We start from the raw sequence: 22,134 nt of genomic DNA, 5'->3' as shown, positions 1-22,134 counted from the left end.
GCGAAGTCAGGGTCGGGTGTGGAGAGGAAGGCGGGGGCTGGGCCGGGGCGGGGAGGAGGGCGGAGGCCAGGCGGAGGCCCGGGGGCGTGTGGGAGGAGGGCGCGAGGGGCGGAGGCCCGGGGCGTCCGGAGAGAAGGGCGGGGGCTGGGCGGGGCCCGCAGGCGGAGAGGAGGGCGGGGGCCAGGCGCGGAGAGGAGGGCGGGGGCTGGGCCGGGGCCGGGGGCGGAGAGGAGGGCGGAGGCCAGCGGAGGCCCATAGGCGGAGAGGAGGGCAGGGGCCAGGCGAAGGCCCGGGCGCGGAGAGGAGGGCGGAGGCCAGGCGGAGGGTCGGGGGCGTCACGTGCCGACGCGGGCCACAGGCGCGTCGACGAGGCTGCGGTCGATCACGAGGCGCCTGCCACCGTGGGTCTCGGTGACCTCGCCCGCGTACTGGTGGATCCGGGCGTGCGGTCGCCAGGCGAGCGGGTGCAGCGCACTCTCCGTGTCGAGCGCGGGCTCGCCCCGCCAGCGCGCGAACCAGACCACGGACGGCAGGTCCTTCGTCCCAGCCGACCGCTGCCGCTCCAGCTCCCGGACGCCGCTCTCGGCGCTGCTGTAGAAGCCCGGCAGATAGCCGAGGCGACGGACCTCCCGGTTCCACCCCCGGACGAAGAGCATGGTCGTCGCCACGCACGAGGCGTCGCCCGTCTGGTACGCCTCGATGTCCAGGTAGAGCGGGCTGCCCGCGGCCAACCCGAGCGCCCGGGCCGCCCGCACCGCCTCCCCGGCCTCCTGGGTGCCCTGCCGCCAGGGGCTGCGGCCGATCGCGTACCGCCGCTTGGCCTCGGCGATCACGCACGGCGCCTGCGAACCCACGAACAGCGGCAGCAACCGCCAGCCCTGGGCGTGCACCGACGCCACCCACCCGGCAGTGAGCTCCCGCTGGGTACGGCAGCCCCGGCCCCGGCCCCCGAAGTACACCCCGACGGCCTTGTACGGCGAGGCCCGCCAGGCCCGCATGACGTCGACCGATGGCGCCTCGCACGTGTCGAACGCCCGCCCCGCGAAGTACCGGGGCGCGGGCGCGGCGGCCCGGGCGCGCGCCACGGGGGCGTGCGCGGACGCCGGGGCGTGCGCGGACGCCGGGGCATGCGCGGATGCTGGGGCCTGCGCGGATGCTGGGGCATGCGCGGACGCCGGGGCCTGCGCGGACGCCGGGGCCTGCCCGGGGCCCGGGACGGGCACCGCGGCCGGTGCGCCGTGCGCGGGAGCGGCCAGGAGCACGGCGGCCGCCACGACCGCCGCGACAACGGCCACAACAGCCCGGCCCTGGCCCCCGGAGCGGCCCCGGCCCGAGGGCCCGGTCCCGGTCCCGGTTTCGGTTCCGGTTCCGGTTCCGGTGCGAGATCCGGTCCCGGTGCGAGATTCGGTCCAGGGGCGGCGGCCGGTGGGCCGGATCCAGGCCCCGGTCCGGGGGCCGGTGGGCCAGGTCCCGGGGTCGGTCCAGGCCCGGGGCTGGGTTCCGGTGCGCGGGTCGGTCCAGGGGCGGGTATGGGTACTCGCCCGCGGCCCGGTGGGGCTCCGGGTCTCGGTCCGGGAGCCGGTCCCGGTCTGGCTCCAGGTCTCGGTCCGGGAGCCGGTCCTGGTCGAGCTCCGGGTCTCGGACCGGGGCTCGGTCCAGCTCCGGGTCCCGGCGGCCCAGAGGCTGGTCCAGCTCCGGGTCCCGGCCCAGAGGCTGGTCCAGGTGCGGGCCCCGGTTCGGAGGATCCGGGTCCAAGGGCCGGTCCCGGGCCGAGGGCCGGTCCCGGTCCAAGGGCCGGTCCCGGGCCGAGGGCCGGGCCGAGGCCGACGGGCGGGCTCCGTGGGGCCGGGTCCGGGCCGGGGGTGGGGCGGCGGGGTGTTCCTCATGGCGCGAGTGAAAAGCGCCCCGCCGTGCGCGGCCACCGCTGGGGCCGTGGCCTCAGCCGTCCGTGCCCAGGATCAACCCGGACGTGGGAACCCCGGTGCCCGCCGTGACCAGCGCCCTGGCCGCCCCGGGTATCTGGTTCACGGACGTGCCGCGGACCTGTCTGACCGCCTCCGCGATCCCGTTCATCCCGTGCAGATACGCCTCGCCTAGCTGGCCTCCATGGGTGTTCAGCGGCAGCGCGTCCGCCGCCACGAAGTCGGCCGCCTCGCCCGGTCCGCAGAAGCCGAACTCCTCCAGTTGCATCAGAACGAAGGGCGTGAAGTGGTCGTAGAGGATGCCGACGTCCATCTCCCCCGGCGTGAGCCCCGAGCTCCGCCACAGCTGACGGGCCACCACACCCATCTCCGGCAGGCCGGTCAGGCCGTCCCGGTAGAAGCTGGTCATCGCCTCCTGGTTGCGGCCCGCGCCCTGGGCGGCGGCCACGATCACCGCGGGCGGACGGCGCAGGTCGCGCGCGCGTTCGGTGGAGGTGACGACGATCGCCTGTCCGCCGTCGGTCTCCTGGCAGCAGTCGAGCAGCCGCAGCGGCTCGGCGATCCAGCGCGAGGCGGCGTGGTCGGCGAGGGTGATCGGCTTGCCGTGGAAGTAGGCGGCGGGGTTGGTGGCCGCGTACCGCCGGTCGGTGACGGCGACATGACCGAAGGCCTCCGGCGTGAGCCCGTAGGTGTGGAGGTAGCGCTGGGCGATCATCGCGACCCAGGAGGCCGGCGTGAGCAGCCCGAACGGCAGCTGCCAGCCGAGCGCCGCGCCCTCTGCGGACGGCTCGCGCCGCTGCACCCCGGAGCCGAAGCGACGCCCCGAGCGCTCGTTGAACGCCCGGTAGCAGACGACGACTTCGGCGATGCCGGCGGAGACGGCGAGGGCAGCCTGCTGGACGGTGGCGCAGGCGGCGCCGCCCCCGTAGTGGACACGGGAGAAGAAGGACAGCTCGCCCATGCCGGCCGCCTGGGCGACGGTGATCTCGGGGCTGGTGTCCATGGTGAAGGTGACCAGGCCGTCGACGTCCGCGGGGACGAGACCGGCGTCGTCGAGCGCCGCGTGCACGGCCTCCACGGCGAGGGTGAGCTCGCTGCGGCCGGAGTCCTTGGAGAACTCCGTGGCGCCGATCCCGGCGATGGCGGCCCGCCCGCCGAGGGTGTCCCGGGTGTGCAGGCTCATCGCGGCACCTCCACCGGCAGCTCGACGGTGACGCTGCCCGTCACGTGGTGGCCCAGACGGTTGGCGCCGACCACGCGCACCCGGACCGTGCCGCCCTCGACCTCCGTGACCGTGCCGGTCAAGGTCATGGTGTCTCCCGGGTAGTTGGGGGCGCCGAGCCGGATGGCGACCTTGCGGAGCACGGCGCCGGGGCCGAAGCGGTCGGTGATGTACCGCCCGACCAGGCCGTTGGTGGTGAGGATGTTCATGAAGATGTCCGGGGAGCCCTTCTCCCTGGCCAGCTCGGCGTCGTGGTGCACGTCCTGGTAGTCGCGGGAGGCGACCGCACCGGCGACGATCAGGGTGCGCGTGACCGGGATCGCCAGGGGCGCCAGCTCGTCCCCCGGCCGGATGCCGGGCTCCGGGCCCTTCTTCGCGGCCTCGGACTTCATGCGGGCTCTCCCTTCGCGAGCAGGTCGCCCAGTTCGGCGAGGAGTTCGGTGCCGCAGCCGAGGTACGCGTCGAGCTGGCGGCCCCAGAGGAAGTGCCGGTGGACGGGATGGTCGAGGTCCGCCCCCATGCCACCGTGCAGGTGCTGGCCGGCATGGACGACCCGCTTGCCCGCCTCCGAGGCCCACCAGGCCGCCGTCAGGGCGTGCTCGGCGGCGGGCAGGCCCTGGTCGTACCGCCAGGCCGCCTCGTAGGCGGTGACCCGGATGGCCTCCGTGTCCATGTGTGCGTCGGCGGCACGCAGCTGTACCGCCTGGTTCGAGGACAGCGGCCGCCCGAACTGCTCCCTTTGCGAGGTGTACGCCACCGCGCGGGCCAGCGACCCGGCGCAGACCCCCGCCTGGAGCCCCGCGAAGGCGATCCGGGCGGCGGCGACCACCTCCTCGTACGCCCCGGGGCCGCCGACCGCCTCTCCCGGCGTCCGGTCGAGGACGAGCCGCCCGGCGGACCAGGGAGCGGTGAGCTCGACGTCCGTCGCCGGCCCGGTGTCCTCGGTGCGGACGAGCCACAGGGCCCGCTGCCCGTCCGGTACGAGGACATGGGTGGCGTCCCGCAGCCAGGGCACCCAGGGGACGGTGCCCGTCAGCCGGCCGCCGTCCTCCGCCCGTACCGCCCCTGCCCCGGGAACGGCCGGAAAGGCGCCCGTGACGACCGCCGAACCGTCCCTCAGACCCGGCAGCAGCCGGGCCCGCAGCCCCTCCGTGCCGTGCCGGGCCACGGCGAGGAGTCCGTACACGCAGCTCGCGGTGAAGGGGACCTGGGCCGTCGTGCGGCCCTGCTCCTCGGCGAGCAGGACGAGTCCGAGGAGCCCGGTCTCCTCGACGGCCCCGGGCAGCCCGGCGGCGCACAGGGCCTTCCACAGCTCGGCGTCCGTACCGGTGCCGGCGGCCGCGAGCCGCTCGTGCGTGGCGAGGTCGCCGAAGATGCGCGCGGCGAGCTCCCGGGCGGCCTCCTGCTCCTCGGTCGGCGTGAAGTCCATGTCAGCCCTCCCCGCCCGCGCGGAACACGGGGAGCTCGAGCTCTTCGTCCGCCCGCAGGAACTCCAGCCGGACCGGCATCCCGATCCGCACCTTGTCGTACGGCACCCCGACCACGTTGCTGATCATCCGCACGCCCTCGGCCAGCTCGATCAGCGCGACGGCGTACGGACCGCCCGTGTCCGCGCCGTGGTCGGACACGGTGAACGCCGGGAAGGGCGGGTGGTGCATCACCACGTACGAGTAGACGGTCCCCTCGCCGCTCGCCTCGACGGTGTCCCACTCCCGCGAGCCGCACGCGTTGCATCCCGGCAGCCAGGGGAACCGCAGGGTCGAGCAACCGACACAGCTCTGGATCAGCAGGCGGTGTTCCGCGACGCCCTCCCAGAAGCCTGCGTTGTCGCGGTTGATCACTGGCCTGGGCCGCTTGGGCCGCCCGGGCTCCGGGACCCTCCGCGCGGCCGGCGCGTACTTGAGGACGCGGAACCGATGGGTTCCGGCGAGCAGGCCGCCGGCCCGTACGTCCATGCGGGTCGTGATGAAGTGCCCGGTGCCGAGCTTGGTCGTCTTGCGCGGCGAGACCGACTCGATGACGGCGTCGAAGGTGATCCTGTCGCCGGGCCGCAGCGGCCGCAGGTACTCCTGCTCGCAGTCGGTGGCGACGATCGAGGTGAATCCGGCGTCGTCGAGGAGGGCGGACAGCTCCTCGTACGCCCCGGAGCGGTCCGGATGTCCGGACAGGCCGCCCATGGTCCACGCCTGGAGCATGGTGGGCGGCGCGACGGCGTCGGGCCCCTCGTACGCCGGGTTGGTGTCGCCCATCGCCTCGCACCAGTGCCGGATCATGGGCTCGTTGACCGGGTCCTTGCCGACGGAGGCGTTGGACGTGGACCGCCCCTCGTACGCCTTGAGCCGCTCGTACAGCGGGTCCGCGGGCGTGGCCGTGCCCGTCGCCGCACCGGTCCGCTGGTCCGTACCCGTGGCCGTGGCCGTACCCGTGGCCGCACCCATGCCCGCGCCCCTGCCCGCGCCCGCGCCCGAACCCCTGCCCGCACCCGTGCTCTGCTCCCTGCTCTCCTCCGTGCTCATCGGCGCCCCCTCCCCTTCATGCCGAGCCGCATCGTCGCGACGATCTCGCGCTGCACCTCGCTCACCCCTCCCCCGAAGGTGTTGATCTGGGCGGCCCGGTTCATCCGCTCGAGCTCGCCGCCGTCGAACGCTCCCGGCGACCCCGCTCGGACCAGTCCGGCCCCACCCGCGATCTCTTGACACATTCGGTACACCTCGACCGCCGATTCGGTTCCCGCGAACTTCACTCCGCTCGCGTCCCCCGGCCCCAGCCGACCCGCCCCCACGTCCCCCACCAAACGCCAGTTGAGCAGGCGCGTTGCCGCCAGCCGGGCATGCGCCTCGGCGGCCCGGATCCGTATCCACGGCTCGTCAATCCGACGCCTGCCCGTCACCGGATCGGGTGTACGAGCCGAGTCCAGCGCGGCCGCGTAGAAGTCCTCGGCCTGCATGCCGATCGCGGCGAGCGCGACCCGCTCGTGGTTGAGCTGGTTGGTGATGAGCCCCCAGCCGCCGTGCTCGGGGCCGACGAGGTTGCCGACGGGCACGCGGACGGAGTCGTAGTAGGTGGCCGTGGTGGTCAGGCCGCCGACGGTCTCGATGGGCGTCCACGAGAAGCCCGGCGCGTCGGTGGGGACCAGGACGATCGAGATGCCGCGGTGGCGCGGGGTGCCGGGGTCGGAGTCGGTGCGACAGGCCAGCCAGATCCAGTCGGCGTTCTGGGCGTTGGAGGTGAAGACCTTCTGCCCGTCGATCAGCCAGGAGCCCTCGTCGCGTACGGCCCGGGTACGGAGGGAGGCGAGGTCGGTGCCGGCCTCGGGCTCGCTGTAGCCGATGGCGAACACGGTCTCGCCGCGGAGGATGCGGGGCAGGAAGGAGGCCTTCTGCTCCTCGGTCCCGTACTTCATCAGGGTCGGGCCGACCGTGTTGAGGGTGACCATCGAGACGGGGGCGCCGGCCCGGTAGGCCTCGTCGAAGAAGACGAACTGCTCGTCGGGGCCGCGGCCCTGCCCGCCGTACTCCTCGGGCCAGCCGAGGCCCAGCAGCCCGTCGGCGCCGATGCGGCGCAGCAGGGCACGCTGGGCGGCGGAGTCGGTCGGCGGCGGTGGGCCGTCGGGCATCAGGTCGCGGAAGTACGCGCGGAGCTCGGCGCGCAGCCGTAGCTGCCGTTCGGTCGGGGCGAGGTGCACGGCGACGGCCTCTCGTGAGGAGGACGGGCTTTCCCTGCAAGCATTTCTGACAGGCCGTCAGATTCGGTCAGAGCCGTGACCCGTGTCAAGAACGGCAGCGCGATGAGGCGGCGGTGGGCAGGCGACGGGCGCGCGATGGACGTGCGATGGACGTGTGACGGGCGTGCGACAGGCAGGCGACCCGACGGGAACGGCCCGCGCGGTCGGTACCGAAGTACCGCCGCACGGGCCGTCGTTCACCCCACGATCATCCCCCCGTCGGGCCGGCTACCACCACGGATAGAAGTTGACCACCGCGTTGGACTGGTCGATGTGCGTGAAGGCGGAGCCGTTCACGCTCGCGGTGTTGTTCTGGTTGGAGGCGCCGGAGCCGGTCGCCACCTGCTGCGTGGTGGTGGAGTTGCCACTGTTGTTGCCACCGACACCGCTGCCGATGATCGTGGCGACGCTCGCATTCGATCCGTCGTTCGCGAATCCACCGTTGTCGGCCTGGGCCACCCCCGTGAAGAGCGCGGCGGCGAGGGGCAGGGCGGCGGCAGCGGCGAGAACGCGGGCGGTACGGATGCTTGCCATGTCTGTTCCTCCAGGAACTGAAGCTCTGAACTACTGCGCTGAATGCACTGAACTACTCGTTGAACCAAGGCAGTTGGCCGGCCGCCTCGGTCGCTGTGCTCGACGTCGCAAGATCAGAGTTGCCCACCGAATCCCCGGCGAACCACCCCCTAGCACCCAATTCCCCCTCAAGCATGAAGACAAGTCGATAAACCCCCTCGACCTCATCAAACCCGCAGCTCACAGGAATGGAGGCCCGAAGAAGCCAGGAGGCCGGGCACGGCAAGAGGGGAAGCGTTTCGGCAGCTTTTCAGCCAATCCGCCCTTCCGCTCACCCCCACCCTCCCCCTCTTCCTTTTATCGAACTTACGTACGAAAATAAATCCATGACCGCCTCTGCCCGGCAGACCACCGCTCTGACCCACGCCCTGGCCGTCGCCCACGCCCTTTCCGCCGCGGAGCGCGGGCTCCCCGTCATTCCCCTGTCCCGCACGAAGCTCCCGGCCCTCCGCTCACCGCACCGGGCGGCGCGCGGCGCCAGGAGCGGCGAGGGCGGCGGCGAGCGCCTGCCGGTCCCCTGCCGCGGGGAGTGCGGCCTGCCCGGTCACGGCGTGTACGACGCGACCACCGACCCGGCCGCCGTACGAGCCCTGTTCGCCGCCGCTCCCTGGGCCACGGGCTACGGCATCGCCTGCGGCCGGCCGCCGCACCGCCTCATCGGCGTGGACCTGGACGTACGGGCCGAGGCCGACTGCGCGGCGGCGCTCGACGGCGTGGCCGCGCTCGACGCCCTGGCGCGCCACCATCGGTTCACCGTCCCGCCGACCGTCACGGTCCTCACCCCCGGCGGCGGCCGCCACCTCTGGCTGACCGGCCCGCCCGACACCGTGATCCCGAACTCGGCGAGCCGGCTGGCCCCCGGCGTCGACATCCGCGGCGCGGGCGGCTACCTGGTCGGCCCCGGCTCCGTGACCCCGCGGGGCACCTACCGCCTCGCCCCCGGCACGGCCGACCTCTCTCCGGCCCCCTGCCCCGCGGCCCTGCTGCCCCTGCTGGCCCCGCCCGACCCGCCGCGGGACCCCGGACCGGACAGGCCGACCGGCCCGTCCGACGGCGGGCAGGGCCTGGTCCGCTTCGTCGAGGCCGCTCCTCGCGGCCAGCGCAACACCCGCCTCTTCTGGGCCGCCTGCCGCGCCTACGAAACCGGTCTCGCCCCCACCCTCCTGCCCCGCCTCACCGAAGCCGCCTTGAGCGCGGGCCTGCCGGCGCCGGAGATCCACGCCACGTTCGCCTCGGCAGCCACGATCACCGCACGGTCGGGCTTCCCCGGCACCCGGCAGAACGGCCCCGGACCCGTGTGACCGACCCCCGGACGTCCGAGGCGGCAACCGCGAGACGACGCAGACGCCCCGTCAGACCCGTGGTCCTACGAGGCGGTGCGCGGCGTGCTCCATAGGCGCCTACTTGATGTTCAGCGAGACCTCGTCGCCCTCGGTGAGGTTGTCGTAGGGGACTGCCCTCTCGAACGTCTGGGCCTTCTTCCCCGGTGCCTTGCACGTGACTTCGACCGTGAGACTGAACGGCGAGTCCAGCGGGACATCGAGGGTGAGGGGACCGTAGGTCGCCCTGCGGTCGGTCGGGTTGTTGGTGCGACCCGACGCATCGTCCTCACCGCTGTCCAGCGATACCCGGGTGGGGACGGACGTGTTGGGGGTCGGGAATGCGGTCTTGCAGGTCACCTTCCCCTTGAAGGACACCGAGCCGACTGGTGGCGCTGCCGAGGCCGGACCGGCCGCCAGGAGGCCGCCGACCAGCACCGCGGTGAGGACCGAGGCCATGGAGATGCGGGACGTGCGCATAGACATGGGAGCACCTGCTCGTTGGCGTACGAGTAGTTCCGTGGGGACGCCCCTAGCGCTGACATGACAGCCAGGATCGGGTGCCGATTTCGCGGGGCTGTCCGTGAACCGGGCCGGGGTTCAGCTGCTGCGGCGCTTTGACCAGCTCATTCAGCAGCCTCCAGGCCCTTCACCCACTACGTTCCCCCAACGCCTCCCGGCTCGCAACCGGAACGGATTCCCCTGATACGCACGGAGGGCGGTCCCGAATTCCTGGTACTGCGCTCCGACTTGGCGCTTCAAGAGGCCCGTCGAGGGTCCCGTGCCCGTGCCCCGAGGCCCGCCCGCTGGCCGCATCCGCCTACGACACCTGCCTGGCCGCCTTCGGCCCGGACGACATCCGCACCAATGATGCGCGGACGCTGCTCGCCCGCATCGACCGCACCTGAGCAGCCACGCCGCGCCAGCGCGCCGCCTGAGCACAGAGGGCGGCCCCCGGATCCCGGGGACCGCCCTCTGACCTGCTGCTTCTCTGACCTGCCTGCGGTGGGTGTGGGATTTGAACCCACGGAGACATCGCTGCCTCGACGGTTTTCAAGACCGTTCCCTTAGGCCGCTCGGGCAACCCACCCTCACCCCACGCCGCCTGGCGCGGAGCGGCTACAGCCTACCGGCTCGCGGGCACCGGTCGTATGGCTGCCGTAAGGGCCCGGGTGCCGTGCGGGTGGTCAGTTGTCGCCGGTGCGTTCGCCGAGGGTGACCGTCGTCGTGGCGGGCTTGCCGTCGCGCTCGTAGGTGATCTTGACGGAGTCGCCGGGCTCGTGGGTCCAGATCTCGCTGATCAAGGTCGGGCCGCTGTCGATCTGGCGGTCGTCGAAGGCGGTGATCACGTCGCCCGGCTTCAGGCCGGCCTTGGCAGCGGGGCCGTTCGGGGTGATGGAAGGGGTGCCGCCGGTGCCCTGGTCGGCGATGGTCGCGCCCTCGCCACGGTCCTGCATGTTCACGACCGCGCCGATGACCGGGTAGACCGGCTTGCCCGTCTTGATCAGCTGCTCGGCGACGTTCTTGGCCTGGTTGACCGGGATCGCGAAGCCGAGGCCGATCGAGCCCGCCTGGGACTGGCCGAAGCCGCTGCCCGCCGACTGGATCGCCGAGTTGATGCCGATCACGGCGCCGCTCGCGTCGAGCAGCGGGCCGCCGGAGTTGCCCGGGTTGATCGACGCGTCCGTCTGCAGGGCGCTCATGTACGAGTTCTTGCCGCCGGAGCCGTCGCCCGAGGCGACCGGGCGGTTCTTGGCGCTGATGATGCCGGTGGTGACCGTGTTCGACAGGCCGAAGGGCGCGCCGATCGCGATGGTCGAGTCGCCGACGGCGACCTTGTCGGAGTCGCCGAGAGGCAGCGGCACGAGGTTCGAGGGCGCGTTCTTCAGCTTCAGGACGGCCACGTCGTAGCCCTCGGCGCGGCCGACGACCTCGGCGTCGTACGTCTTGCCGTTGGAGAAGGTCGCGGAGAGCGTGCCGCCGTCCGCCGCCGACGCCACCACGTGGTTGTTGGTGACGATGTGGCCTTCCTTGTCGTAGACGAAGCCGGTGCCCGTGCCACCCTCGCCGTCCGTGCCGCCGGACTTCGCCTGGATGGTGACCACGCTGGGGAGCGCCTTGCCGGCGACCGCCGCGACCGTGCCCGGGTCGCGCTTGAAGGAGGAGGGCGCGTCGCCCGAGGAGACCGTGGTCGAGCTCCCGGAGTCGCCGTCGCGCTGGGACGCCGCCCAGTAGCCGATGCCACCGCCGACACCGCCGGCGACCAGGGCCGCGACGAGGACGGCCGCGACCAGACCTCCGGTGCGCTTGCGCGGGGCCTCCGGGACTGGCGGAACGGGCGCGCCCCAGGACGGGGTCACGGGCGGGGCGGGCGGCCATCCACTGGCAGCCGCCGCCGTGGCGGTCGCCGGCTCCTGGACCGCCGTGACCGGTTCCTGGACCGCCGTGACCGGCTCGGCGGTCCTCGGCTCCCGGACCGCCGGGATCGGCTCCGTCGTCGGTTCCGTCACCGGCTTCGCGGACGACTGCTCGCCCTGCGCGGGCTGCGCCGGAGGCGCGGACGGCGGGCTGGCAGGCGCGGGCGGGGCGGCCGGAGGCGTGGAAGGAGTGGACGGGGCACTCTGGTCCGCCGGAACCGCCGCGCCCTCGTTCTCGGTGCTCACAGCTCTCTCCTCGCTCACTGTCCGACCGTCGCACGGATTGCACGGTCGCTGCGGTCAGCTTTTCCCACAGCACGTCAGGCCACTGTAAGCCGGAGCTGTGCGTCCGCACCCTCTATCTTTATATGCGGCCATAACGGACACCCGTACCATGACGCGGTGACCCACGCACCGCAGCAGCCGAGCCGCCGAGCCTCCGTCCAGGTGGTCGCCCACCGCGGCGCCTCCGAGGACGCCCCCGAGCACACCCTGGCCGCCTACGTGAAGGCCATCGAGGACGGCGCCGACGCCCTGGAATGCGACGTCCGGCTCACCGCCGACGGCCACCTGGTCTGCGTCCACGACCGCCGCGTCAACCGCACCTCCAATGGCAAGGGCGCCGTCTCCGCCCTGGAGCTCGCGGACCTCGCCGCGCTCGACTTCGGCACCTGGAAGGGACGCGACGAGGCCGGCGAGAGCCCGGACTGGGGCGACCCCGGTGCCACCTCCGTCCTCACCCTGGAGCGCCTCCTGGAGCTGGTCTCCGACGCGGGCCGGCGCATAGAACTGGCCATCGAGACCAAGCACCCCACCCGGTGGGCCGGGCAGGTGGAGGAGAAGCTGCTGCAGCTCCTCGACCGTTTCGGACTCGCCGAGCCGGCCGCGCCCGAGGAATCGCCGGTCCGCGTCATGAGCTTCTCGGCCCGCTCGCTGTACCGCATCGCGAAGGCCGCACCGACCCTGCCCACGGTCTCGCTCTCCCAGTTCGTCTCGCCGCGGCTGCGCGACGGACGGCTTCCGGCCGGCTCGCGGATCGCCGGTCCCTCGATCCGGATCGTGCGCCACCACCCCGCCGTGATCCTGCGGCTCCAGAAGGCCGGCCACCAGGTCCACGTCTGGACCGTCGACGAGCCGGAGGACGTCGAGCTGTGCGAGCGGCTCGGCGTGGACGCGATCATCACGAACCGGCCGAAGCAGGTCCTGTCCCAGTTGGGCCGCCTCTAAAGGACCCGCTGGAGGCCCATTGGAGGCCCCATTAAAGGCCACGGAGGCCCACTGGAGCCCGTGCCCACGCCTCTCCAATTGGAGCCCGGTCACCCCTTTTGCACCGGTCGTCACAGGCGTGCGGGGTGTGCACCGGCGCGTTCGGGACGTACGCGATCGTCACGAGTGCGTCACCGGAGGCGTACTGGCCGGTTTCCGGTCCAGGCCATTGGGGCATTCACCTCGTGGCGTGGGGCAAAGGAGGTCTCGGGGGTGGCGTTGGTGGTGGCACAGGAGGTGCCCACGTCGTCGAGCATGGCCGTTCCCCATGGCCCTGCGGGCGTGGGTGAGGCACGGCACCGGATGCGGGAGCAGTTGAGCCGCAGCGGAATGGCCGAATCGGTCGTCGACGACGCGGTACTGATCCTTTCCGAACTGCTGAGCAATGCCTGTCGGCACGGCAGACCGCTGGGCTGTGCGGACAGGGGTGACGGTGACGTACGGGCGGCCTGGAGCATCGACCGCTCGGGCGGACTCATGGTGGAGGTGACGGACGGCGGCGGTCCCACCCGCCCTGTTCCGGCCACACCGTCGGTCACGGCGCGCGGCGGCCGCGGGCTGAACATCATCAGCGCGCTCGCCCAGGACTGGGGCGTACGGGACAGCGCGACCGGCGAGGTCACGGTCTGGGTGCAGGTCACCGGCGGCCATCGCCGCGAGGACTTCGCGGCCCGGGTCGGCAGCGGCTCCGGACTCGCCTTCCTGGACGCGTACGACGAGCTGGAGTGAGGGTGACCGGGCGGGGCGCCGGGCGGCGCCTCCCCGCGACCGGCACCCCTGAAGGACGCGGCACCGGCATCCCTGAAGGAAGGGGCACCCACTCCCCGAGGAAGTGACACCGGCGCTCCTGAAGGAAGCGGCACCCACTCTTCCCCAGGAGATGGCACCGGCACTCCCCAAGGAAGTGGCACCGGCACTCCCTGAGGAAGTGGTCCGGCATACCCGCGTGTGGGACCGCGTACGGCTAGGCTCGCGCCCGAGACAGCACCGCCGCGATCGGGAGAAAGCCACACCATGGCCAAGAAGCGCCCCCAGACGAAGCCCGCGAAGGCCGGCACCACCGGCCAGGCACAGGTCACGAACGGGGAGATCCCGGTCGTCGGCGCGCGCGAGCCCTGCCCGTGCGGTTCGGGCCGCCGCTACAAGGCGTGTCACGGCCGGGCCGCCTCGCACGCGGTGACCGAGCTCGTGCAGCGTCCCTTCGAGGGCCTGCCGGGCGAGTGCGACTGGGTCGCGCTGCGCGAGCTGGTGCCCGCCGCGACCGTGCCGCTCACCCTCAAGGGCGGGCTGCCCGAGGGCGTGCCGTCCGTGACCCTCGCGACCGTGCTGCCGATGGCCTGGCCGGCGCTGCGCCGCGACGACGGCTCCGTGCTCGTCGCGCTGCAGAACGACTCCTCGTCCGGTGACCTGGCCCGCGACCTGGCCGACACCCTGGAGCGCGCGCTGGTCGCCGAGCCCGGCACTCCGGTCGCCGCCCGTCGCGTACCGGCGGAGGGTCCGCGACTTCAGGATCTGCTCGACGCGGACAGCGATTTTTCGCCGGTCGTGCACTCGGGATTCGAATTCTGGATTCCGGAGTCCGCGGACAATTCCAACCCGGAGGTCACCGCCTCCCTGGAGCGCGCGAACGCCGCCGCGATCCCCACCGTGAAGCTCGCCGGTGTGGACTCGTCGTACTGGTGCGAGACGCCGGACAAGAACCACCTGCGCTGGGTCATGCCGCACCCGGAGGAGAAGCTGCTCGACGCGCTCGCCCGGCTGCAGGCCGCCGGCACCTCCTCGCTCGGCCCCGACACCCGCCTCGTCGGCTCCTTCCGGGCCCACGGGCTCATGGTCCCGGTGTGGGACCTGCCGACCTCGATGACCGCCGAGGACTGCGAGAAGCCGGCCGCCGAGTTCGCCGAGCGCCTTGCCGCGGCGCTCGACTCGGACGCCCCGCTCACCCCGGAGGAGCGCCGTGCGCGCGGCGGCCTCACCAACCGCCAGGTGACGCTCAGCTGATACCCGGGGTGGTATCCGTGACTGACAGACCGACCAGTCGGTGACGTCCGCCACAAGACCCCCCTCGGAAGGGCTAAATCCCTGTCCGAATAACCGAGATCGAATTTGCGAACGGCAGATCTCTTGTTACCGTTCTGGAAGCCCGGTCGCTGGTGCATCCCCCGTCGCCAGCGATCGGGCGTTCTCATGTCCGGGATCCTGCCCGGGGGACGGGCGCGCGCTCGTCACGGAATCCTGGATTCCGCGCTCCCGGCTCAACTGCCGCCCGGATCCGCCACGTTGCTTCCCGAGCGCAGCAGCAGCGGCGTGTTGCCGCCCTCTCCCGCTCCGGCGAATTCCGCGACCGCCGTATAAGCGTCGACTCCGCCCCGCACGGGTTCCCTCGGCGTCTCGCACGTGCCCGGTTCGTCCCGCGCCTCGACAGCGCACCGCACCTGTACGGTCCGCCCGCCGGGCGCCATCAGGGTGAGTACGGCGTCGAGCTCCTGCCCCGTCCTGTTGCGGTAGTACGTACGGGCCCAGGTGTCGGCGCCCTCCGTCACCACACAGGTCTGCGCCTCGACCCCGTCGGGAGAGGCGAGTTCGGGTCCGCAGCGCGTGGCGGAAGGCGGCTCCCCGGAGTCGGACTCGGCGTCCGGCCCCGCATCCGGGACGGCATCCGGAGCGGCGTCCGGCGCGGTACCGGCGGCGGAGTCACGGACGGGCCCGAGGCCCAGCTCCGGGATCAGCCCGTTCCCCTTCGCGTCCCCGGCGTCCCCGGTGCCGCTGCCCGACCCGGTCGAGCCCCGTGCCGGGCCTCCCGCGGGGCCGGCCGACGCGGCGATCGGCACCAGAACGGCGACCAGCACGGCGGCACCGAGCCCCAGTCCACGAAGCTGTGCCGGACTCATGCGCCCCATACGTCGGCTCACCTGCTTCTCGGGAACGGACCCAACGGGAACGGATCCTCCCCGCGAAGATATCCGCGGCCGGCGGGCTCCCGGCCGGCCGCGCGCCCGTTTCGCCTGGATGCCGGGGCGTTCCACACCCGTTCGGGTGAACCCGGCGCCCGGCGCCCGAGTCCTCGGTCGGCAGGCGCCCGCTCTCAGTACGCGAGCCTGCTACCGCCGCCCGGCATGCTCGTGCTCGCCTCGACCAGGGCGTCCACGACCGCCTCGACGTCCGGCAGCCACGGTCGCGCCGAGCCCTCCAGCGGCGCCCGCTCCCAGCGGACCTGTCCGGTGCCGGTGGTCGAGGGCGGCAGCGGCAGATAGCCGCCGTCGCCGTGGAAGCGCAGCGAACTGGGCACGCAGTCCTTCGCGTACAGCAGCTCGCCGAGCCGTTCGAGGCCGTACGGGGCGACGAGGATCGCCCAGCGGGTGGGCGTGGCGACGACCGGCCCGAGCCGCATGCCCAGCGCGTCGAGCGCGGTCAGCGCGTGGGCGCCGGCGACGGCCGGCAGGCTGACCGCGCAGGGGGCGCGGCCGCCGGTGGCGAGGAGGACCGGGGCCTCGGGGCGGCGGCTCCACCACCACCGGATCATGCGGGCGTCGGTGGTGGCCGCGAGCAGGCCCGGGTCGAAGGGGTGCGCGCCGGGCACGACGCACTGGGGATCGGGACAGGCGCAGCCCACGACGGCGGGCAGCGGCTCGACCCCGGTACCCCGCCGGGACCCGGACGTCGTGGGACCCGTGGACCTCGTCGACCTCATGACCGTCCTGGACGTCATGGCGGCCCACAGGCCCGTCGTCGACAGTCCCGTCGTCCACGGGCCGGCCGCCCACCACGGCGTCCTGCGGCGGCCGGTCTCACCCACGCCCGCGCCCGTCTCGCCCGTCTCCGCGCCGGCACCGGCCTCCGCACCGGCTCTCGCCGCGGTGCGCGCGGCGCCGGCCGGCGACTTCGCGGCCGACGCGCCGCTCACCCGCACGCCCACGCCGGGCAGGACCGGCCATTCCCACTCCGTGGCGTACAGGAGCGCCGCTCCGAGCCGGTCATCCGGCGTGGGCGCCGCGGGCGCCGTGCGCGCCCCGCGTGCGCCACCTGTCACGCGCGCTGCCGGCGTCCGGCGCTCCGCGCCCCGAACGTCTGCCGCGTCGGCCGCGTCGGCGGCGTCCGCCGTGCCCACCAGGTCCGACACGCCCGCCGGGCCCCCGCGCCTGCCGCGCCCGAACCGGAGCCTGCGTCGCCTTCCGAGGATCTCGCGCATGAGCGCTCGTTCCTTTCCGTTGAACGCCGAATCCACATCACACCACGTGCACATCACAGCACGTACACATGTCTTCACCGTGCGTATCACTCGCGCCTCAGCGCATACGAGCCGCGCCCGGACTCGGCGGGCGCTCTCGGCGGGCGTTCCAGGCGGCGATCCTGCCGGAACACGTTCCCCGCCACTCGGGGTAGGGGTGCGGCCTGCGGTGATGAGGACGCTCGGGTTCCGCGTCCGTATTCAGGGGCGTCTCCAACTGCCCCTGCCCGTCACCGATTACGTACCCGTCACGCTCAAAATGACGCGCTTTCAAACGACGCCAGTCGACCGCAAATGGTGCACACCGGGGGTAATTTTCGGCCAACTTCCCCTAGTCTTCAACCCTCTCGCCGCATCTCACGGACACCAGAAGTCCCATGGTGACAATGCTGGACATCGATCCACATGTGCGTGTAGATGTGGATCGATGGATAGCGGCGCAGAATGACTTGGGGGTTTGCGATGCTATTGCATGAAACGCGCAGGTCGGAAAGCCGAGTGCGATGAGTACCCCACGTGCGCCGAAAGTGGCCGGAATCGATTCCACTGTTCCTTCTCCCCCGCACACTGCGGCCGCGATCGGCGCGCCGCTCTCCGCGATGTCCGCCGCGGTGTCGGCGGCCTCCGGTCCCTCCGGCGGCCCGCTCCAGGACCGCCTCGCCGGCTGGGTCTCCGACCTCACCCTGCTCCACGAACTCACCGAGTCCCTGATCAGGGCCGGCTCGCTCGACGGCGCGCTGCACGAGGTGCTGCGCGCCGGCGCCGCCCTCGTCGGGGCCCGCCGCGGCATGGCCGTCCTCGAACCCGCCGACGGCCTCGGCCCGGCGCTCACCGTCGGTCTCGGTCTCGCCCACGCCGAACTCGGCACCATCGAGACCGTGCCCCGCAGCGTCACCTCGTACGGCCGGATCCTCGACGGCCTCGATCCGCTCCCCGAGGGCGCCCTGCCCCGCCCCGTCGCGATCCCCGACCTGCGCGGCGAGGAGGACCTCGATCCGCGCCACCGCGAGGTCGCCGCCCGCCTCGGCTACGCCGCCAGCTACGCCCTGCCGCTCGCCACCGAGGAAGCCGGAAAGCTCGGCGCCCTCGTCTGGCTGTACGACGAGCCGGCCGAGCCCGCCGAACGCCAGCGCCACCTCGTCGGCCTCTACGGCCGCTTCGCCACCGAGCACCTCGCCCGCCTCCTGGAGGTCGAGCGCGCCCGGGTCCGGCTCGCCACCGTCTCCGAGGAGCTGCTGCCCAGCCGACTGCCCCGGGTCCCCGGCGTCCAGCTCGCCGCCCGGCACCACACCGTTCCCCAGGGCGGCGGCGACTGGTACGACGCGCTGCCGCTGCCCGAGGGCGCCCTCGGCCTCGCCGTCGGCTCCGTCACGGGGAGCGGGCCGAGCGCCCTGGCCGCCATGGGACGGCTGCGGGCCTCGCTCCGCGCGTACGCCGTCATGGAGGGCGAGGACCCGGTCGCCGTCCTCTCCGACCTCGAACTGCTGCTCCGCCTCACCGAGCCCGCGCGCTCGGCCACCGCGCTCTTCGCCTACTGCGAGCCGGCCGCGCGCCGGATCGTGCTGGCCGGGGCCGGTCACACGCCGCCGCTGGTCGTCGGCGAGCACCGCACCGAGTACGTGGAGACCTCGCTGTCCGCGCCCCTGGGCATGCTGTCCTGCTGGGAGGCGCCCAGCGTCGAGCTGTCGCCCGCGCCGGGAGAAACGGTGCTGCTCTACACCGACGGGCTGCTCCGGCGCACCGGCGACGCCATGGACCGGGCCTTCGCCCGGCTGCACGCCGCCGCGTCGAGCGTGCCGAAGGCGGACCGGGCCGATCCGGGCGCGGTCGCCGACCACGTCCTGCGGACCGTGCTCCCGGAAGGTCTCGACGCCCCGGCCGCCGACGGCGAGGACGTGGTGCTGCTGGCCGCCCGCTTCGAGTGAGCCCGTTCCGGCCGCCCGCTTCGAGGCATCCCGCTTCGAGGCGCGTCCGCTTCGGGGCATCCCGCTTCGAGTGCGCCCCTTCCGCGGCCACCCGCTTCGAGGCGCGTCCGCTACGAGTGAGGATGCTCACCACCGGGCACGGGTGACCCACCGGTAATGGGTCTTCCGCCTCTGGGACCCTTCCGCACGACCGTACGATGGTGAAGGTTCAGTGTCGTACCACTGTCGTACCCACAAGGAGGCAGACCCGTGGCCGAGGAGCTCACGCCGGAGAACCCGGAGACCCCGGAGGATTCCGAAGAGCAGCCGATCAAGCAGCGCAAGAACGGCCTTTACCAGGGCGTCTCCGACGAGCTCGCCGAGAACATGAAGTCCGGCTGGGCCGACACCGAGCTGCACGGCCTCGAGCCGATCGCGCAGGCCGCGCAGACCGCCGCCCGGCGTGCCGCGCTCTCCGCGCGCTTCCCGGGCGAGCGCCTGGTGGTCCCGGCCGGCAAGCTGAAGACCCGGTCGAACGACACCGAGTACGCCTTCCGCGCCTCCACCGAGTACGCGTACCTCACCGGCGACCAGACGCAGGACGGCGTGCTCGTCCTGGAGCCGGTCAAGGACGGCCACAAGGCCACGGTCTACCTGCTGCCGCGCTCGAACCGCGAGAACGGCGAGTTCTGGCTCGACGGCCAGGGCGAGCTGTGGGTCGGCCGCCGCCACTCCCTCGCCGAGGCGGAGCAGCTGCTCGGCATCCCGGCGAAGGACGTCCGCGAGCTGCCCGAGTGGCTCAAGGAGGCCACCGGCCCGGTCCGCAACGTCCGCGGCCACGACGCCGGCATCGAGTCCGCGCTCGTCGACAAGGTCACCGCCGAGCGCGACGAGGAGCTGCGGGTCTTCCTCTCCGAGGCCCGCCTCGTGAAGGACGACTTCGAGATCGCCGAGCTGCAGAAGGCCTGCGACGCGACCGCCCGCGGCTTCGAGGACGTCGTCAGGGTCCTCGACAAGGCCGAGGCGACCAGCGAGCGCTACATCGAGGGCACCTTCTTCCTGCGTGCCCGCGTCGAGGGCAACGACGTCGGCTACGGCACCATCGCCGCCGCCGGTCCGCACGCCTGCACCCTGCACTGGGTCCGCAACGACGGCCCGGTCCGCTCCGGCGACCTGCTGCTGCTCGACGCCGGCGTGGAGACCACCGAGCTCTACACCGCCGACGTCACCCGCACCCTGCCGGTCAACGGCCGGTTCACGGACGTCCAGCGCAAGATCTACGACGCTGTGTACGAGGCGCAGGAGGCCGGCATCGCCGCGGTGAAGCCGGGCGCCGCCTACCGCGACTTCCACGACGCCGCCCAGCGCGTGCTCGCCGAGAAGCTCGTCGAGTGGGGCCTGGTCGAGGGCCCGGTGGACCGGGTCCTGGAGCTCGGTCTGCAGCGCCGCTGGACTCTGCACGGCACCGGCCACATGCTCGGCATGGACGTCCACGACTGCGCCGCCGCGCGCACAGAGGCGTACGTCGACACGACCCTGGAGCCGGGCATGTGCCTGACCGTGGAGCCCGGGCTCTACTTCCAGGCCGACGACCTGACCGTGCCGGAGGAGTACCGGGGCATCGGCGTCCGGATCGAGGACGACATCCTCGTCACGGAGGACGGCAACCGGAACCTCTCGGAGGCGCTGCCGCGCCGTTCCGACGAGGTCGAGGCGTGGATGGCCGGCCTGAAGGGCTGATCTCGCGCACCTCGTGAAGGGCCCCCGCCGACCGGAGTCGGCGGGGGCCCTTCACGTGTCGGCTAGGTGAGCGCCAGCGGCGCGTCCGGGCGCCACTTGATGATCTTGTCGAAGCTGACGAGCGCGCCGCCCCGTCCCGTGCGTCCGAAGTGGACGTGGTCGGCGAGCTCCTCGATCAGCCGGAGCCCGCGCCCGTTCTCGGCCTCGTCGGCCGCCACGGCCCGCTGCCCCGCCGGGGCCGCCGAGAATCCGGGGCCCGAGTCGGCCACTTCGATGCGACAGGTCTCGCCGTCGAGATAGGCGGTGACGCGGTACGCCTCCGAGACCGGGCCGCCGCGGCCGGCGACGGCACCGCCGTGTTCGACCGCGTTGGCGCAGGCCTCCGTGAGGGCCACCGACAGCTCGTACGAGACGTCCGGGTCGACCCCCGCCGTCTCCATCGTGCCGAGCAGCAGCCGCCGGGCGAGCGGGACGCTCGCGGCCTCGCGCCGCAGATGCAGGGACCACCAGATGCTCATGCTTCAGCCTCCTGGCTGCGGCTCGACATGCTGCGGCACGACATACCGATACGTATTGCCGTGCCGCGTGGTCCATAAGCCCCCTGGGAGGGCAACAGCCCCCGTTCGGCGGATGCGCGATCCAGGACGCCGGTGTATGTCGGCCCCGTGGGCCGGTATACGACGGCCCGTGCGCCGCGGTACCCCGGCCCCGTGCGCTGCGGTCCCCCGGCCCCGCGGGCCGGTGTATGTCGGTCGGAAGGGCCCCAAGAGCGACCTTCCGGACCTGCCGTATGGGAGGGGTGGGGCTGGTGCGATGATGGGCCCGCCATGTCTGCCCCCGCGCTCGCGCCACGCCTGCTGAGGGCCGCGGTGTTCACCGCGGTCTGCGTCGTGCTGTCCGCGCTCGGCCACGCCCTGGCCGCCTGCGCGGGGATCGCCGCGTGGTCGCTGGTCGCCGGGTTCCTCGGCGTCTTCGGGATCACGGTGCTGTTCGCCGACCGCGAGCGCTCGCTGCCCGCGATCGTCGGCGCGCTGACGGTCGGACAGCTCGGCCTGCACGCCCTGTTCGGGCTCGGCCAGCGCCGGGTCGTCGTGGGGCCGCAGGGCGACGACACCCTGCTCCGGCTCGCCGCCAAGCTGGTCTGCGGCGGAACCTCCGCGCTGAATCCGGCCGACGCGGCCCGGATCGTCCGTGACGCCGGGCTCGCGCCCGCGGCCGTCGGCGCGGCCGGGACCACCGCCGGTTCCGGGGTGCACGAGCACCTCGGCGGCGCGGCCGGCATGGCGGGCGCGACGGACGCGGCGACCGCGACCGCCCGCGCCGCCGAACTGGTGCCGAGCCTGCCGATGCTGCTCGGCCACCTGCTGGCCGCGCTCGCGACCGGCTGGCTGCTGCGCCGGGGCGACCTCGCCCTCGGCCGGCTCGTGGCGCTGTCCGCGCAGGGTGCCGTCGAGCTCGCCGAGTGCGCGCTCGTCCGCGCGCTGCGCGCCGCGCTCTCGCTCGTACGGACCCTGCTCGCCGGTCTGCCGGGCGCTCCGGCCACCGGGCCGCGCGGGCCCGCCCGTACGGCCGACTCCTCGCCGCCGCCGGTGGCCGAGGCACTTCAGCACACGGTGATCAGGCGCGGCCCGCCGGCCGTCTCCTGCGTCCTCGCAGCCTGACGCGGACCGCTCCTCTGGGCGGCTCCGCGGCCGTCCGCGCCTGCCCACCCGCCGACACCGTCGCCGCCGAGACCCGTCACCACGTCCCGTAGCCGGGACCGCCGGACTCCGGCCAGGACCTCCGGCCAGGAACCGTCACCACGTCCCGTGGCCGCGGC

The 22,134-nt window shown here is 73.3% G+C and carries 19 protein-coding genes and 1 tRNA gene; 7 read left to right on the top strand and 13 right to left on the bottom strand.

Annotated elements, in window-relative coordinates; genetic code table 11:
• Positions 1–335: 335 nt before the first annotated feature.
• From ACFY8W_RS19615 to ACFY8W_RS19585, 7 genes are all read right to left on the bottom strand, one after another.
• Positions 336–1,085, bottom strand: coding sequence for a glycoside hydrolase domain-containing protein (locus ACFY8W_RS19615; RefSeq protein WP_391106466.1), 750 nt, complete (start codon positions 1,083–1,085; stop codon positions 336–338).
• A gap of 853 nt (positions 1,086–1,938) precedes the next feature.
• Positions 1,939–3,105: a lipid-transfer protein gene (locus ACFY8W_RS19610; protein WP_391106464.1), complete on the bottom strand. Its 1,167-nt coding sequence runs from the start codon at positions 3,103–3,105 to the stop codon at positions 1,939–1,941.
• On the bottom strand, positions 3,102–3,536 hold the full coding sequence (locus ACFY8W_RS19605) for a MaoC/PaaZ C-terminal domain-containing protein (RefSeq protein WP_391106462.1): 435 nt from the start codon (positions 3,534–3,536) through the stop codon (positions 3,102–3,104). Before ACFY8W_RS19605 ends, ACFY8W_RS19610 begins: the two co-directional genes overlap by 4 nt.
• Positions 3,533–4,573: an acyl-CoA dehydrogenase family protein gene (locus tag ACFY8W_RS19600; RefSeq protein WP_391106460.1), complete on the bottom strand. Its 1,041-nt coding sequence runs from the start codon at positions 4,571–4,573 to the stop codon at positions 3,533–3,535. Before ACFY8W_RS19600 ends, ACFY8W_RS19605 begins: the two co-directional genes overlap by 4 nt.
• 1 nt (position 4,574) lies before the next feature.
• Positions 4,575–5,582: an OB-fold domain-containing protein gene (locus ACFY8W_RS19595; RefSeq protein ID WP_391106904.1), complete on the bottom strand. Its 1,008-nt coding sequence runs from the start codon at positions 5,580–5,582 to the stop codon at positions 4,575–4,577.
• A gap of 74 nt (positions 5,583–5,656) precedes the next feature.
• Positions 5,657–6,829 (bottom strand): acyl-CoA dehydrogenase family protein, encoded by a 1,173-nt coding sequence (locus ACFY8W_RS19590; protein WP_391106458.1) that lies wholly within the window; start codon positions 6,827–6,829, stop codon positions 5,657–5,659.
• A gap of 267 nt (positions 6,830–7,096) precedes the next feature.
• Positions 7,097–7,402 carry a hypothetical protein gene (locus ACFY8W_RS19585; RefSeq protein ID WP_391106456.1) on the bottom strand — a complete coding sequence of 102 codons (306 nt, stop codon included), beginning with the start codon at positions 7,400–7,402 and terminating at the stop codon, positions 7,097–7,099.
• A gap of 365 nt (positions 7,403–7,767) precedes the next feature.
• Between ACFY8W_RS19585 and ACFY8W_RS19580 the strand changes: the two genes are divergently transcribed.
• Positions 7,768–8,742 carry a bifunctional DNA primase/polymerase gene (locus tag ACFY8W_RS19580; protein ID WP_391106454.1) on the top strand — a complete coding sequence of 325 codons (975 nt, stop codon included), beginning with the start codon at positions 7,768–7,770 and terminating at the stop codon, positions 8,740–8,742.
• A gap of 99 nt (positions 8,743–8,841) precedes the next feature.
• Here the strand turns inward: ACFY8W_RS19580 and ACFY8W_RS19575 are convergent, their stop codons facing one another.
• The 3 genes from ACFY8W_RS19575 to ACFY8W_RS19565 all read right to left on the bottom strand — a co-directional run bounded on the left by ACFY8W_RS19575 (position 8,842) and on the right by ACFY8W_RS19565 (position 11,423).
• Positions 8,842–9,246: a hypothetical protein gene (locus ACFY8W_RS19575; protein WP_391106452.1), complete on the bottom strand. Its 405-nt coding sequence runs from the start codon at positions 9,244–9,246 to the stop codon at positions 8,842–8,844.
• 517 nt (positions 9,247–9,763) lie between these two features.
• Positions 9,764–9,850 (bottom strand) — tRNA-Ser (locus ACFY8W_RS19570).
• 97 nt (positions 9,851–9,947) lie between these two features.
• Positions 9,948–11,423: a trypsin-like peptidase domain-containing protein gene (locus ACFY8W_RS19565; RefSeq protein ID WP_391106450.1), complete on the bottom strand. Its 1,476-nt coding sequence runs from the start codon at positions 11,421–11,423 to the stop codon at positions 9,948–9,950.
• Between the two features lie 156 nt (positions 11,424–11,579).
• Here ACFY8W_RS19565 and ACFY8W_RS19560 point away from each other — a divergent pair, with 156 nt between their 5' ends.
• The 3 genes from ACFY8W_RS19560 to ACFY8W_RS19550 all read left to right on the top strand — a co-directional run bounded on the left by ACFY8W_RS19560 (position 11,580) and on the right by ACFY8W_RS19550 (position 14,444).
• A complete protein-coding gene (locus tag ACFY8W_RS19560) occupies positions 11,580–12,404 on the top strand; it encodes a glycerophosphodiester phosphodiesterase family protein (RefSeq protein ID WP_391106448.1) in 825 nt (274 codons plus the stop codon).
• Between the two features lie 165 nt (positions 12,405–12,569).
• Complete coding sequence (locus tag ACFY8W_RS19555; RefSeq protein ID WP_391106446.1) at positions 12,570–13,172, top strand: ATP-binding protein; 603 nt, start codon at positions 12,570–12,572, stop codon at positions 13,170–13,172.
• 285 nt (positions 13,173–13,457) lie between these two features.
• On the top strand, positions 13,458–14,444 hold the full coding sequence (locus ACFY8W_RS19550) for a DUF5926 family protein (protein ID WP_391106444.1): 987 nt from the start codon (positions 13,458–13,460) through the stop codon (positions 14,442–14,444).
• A gap of 254 nt (positions 14,445–14,698) precedes the next feature.
• Here the strand turns inward: ACFY8W_RS19550 and ACFY8W_RS19545 are convergent, their stop codons facing one another.
• Positions 14,699–15,334 carry a hypothetical protein gene (locus ACFY8W_RS19545; protein WP_391106442.1) on the bottom strand — a complete coding sequence of 212 codons (636 nt, stop codon included), beginning with the start codon at positions 15,332–15,334 and terminating at the stop codon, positions 14,699–14,701.
• Between the two features lie 194 nt (positions 15,335–15,528).
• Positions 15,529–16,134, bottom strand: a complete 606-nt coding sequence (locus ACFY8W_RS19540) for a bifunctional DNA primase/polymerase (protein ID WP_391106901.1) — start codon at positions 16,132–16,134, stop codon at positions 15,529–15,531.
• Between the two features lie 1,040 nt (positions 16,135–17,174).
• Between ACFY8W_RS19540 and ACFY8W_RS19535 the strand changes: the two genes are divergently transcribed.
• Together ACFY8W_RS19535 and ACFY8W_RS19530 are read left to right on the top strand one after the other, a co-directional pair.
• Positions 17,175–18,596 carry a SpoIIE family protein phosphatase gene (locus tag ACFY8W_RS19535; RefSeq protein WP_391106440.1) on the top strand — a complete coding sequence of 474 codons (1,422 nt, stop codon included), beginning with the start codon at positions 17,175–17,177 and terminating at the stop codon, positions 18,594–18,596.
• Between the two features lie 249 nt (positions 18,597–18,845).
• Entirely contained in the window at positions 18,846–20,315 is a 1,470-nt protein-coding gene (locus tag ACFY8W_RS19530) for an aminopeptidase P N-terminal domain-containing protein (RefSeq protein WP_391106438.1), read from the top strand.
• A 62-nt stretch (positions 20,316–20,377) separates the two neighbouring features.
• Here ACFY8W_RS19530 and ACFY8W_RS19525 read toward each other — a convergent pair whose 3' ends face one another.
• Positions 20,378–20,833: an ATP-binding protein gene (locus ACFY8W_RS19525; protein ID WP_391106436.1), complete on the bottom strand. Its 456-nt coding sequence runs from the start codon at positions 20,831–20,833 to the stop codon at positions 20,378–20,380.
• 309 nt (positions 20,834–21,142) lie between these two features.
• Here ACFY8W_RS19525 and ACFY8W_RS19520 point away from each other — a divergent pair, with 309 nt between their 5' ends.
• Positions 21,143–21,976, top strand: a complete 834-nt coding sequence (locus tag ACFY8W_RS19520; protein WP_391106434.1) for a hypothetical protein — start codon at positions 21,143–21,145, stop codon at positions 21,974–21,976.
• The last annotated feature ends 158 nt before the right edge of the window (positions 21,977–22,134 follow it).

It is taken from the genome of Streptomyces sp. NPDC012637 (assembly GCF_042954805.1).
GTDB lineage: Bacteria > Actinomycetota > Actinomycetes > Streptomycetales > Streptomycetaceae > Streptomyces.
Note: the sequence above shows the minus strand (reverse complement) of the source record. Positions and strands in the feature narration are given on the sequence as shown.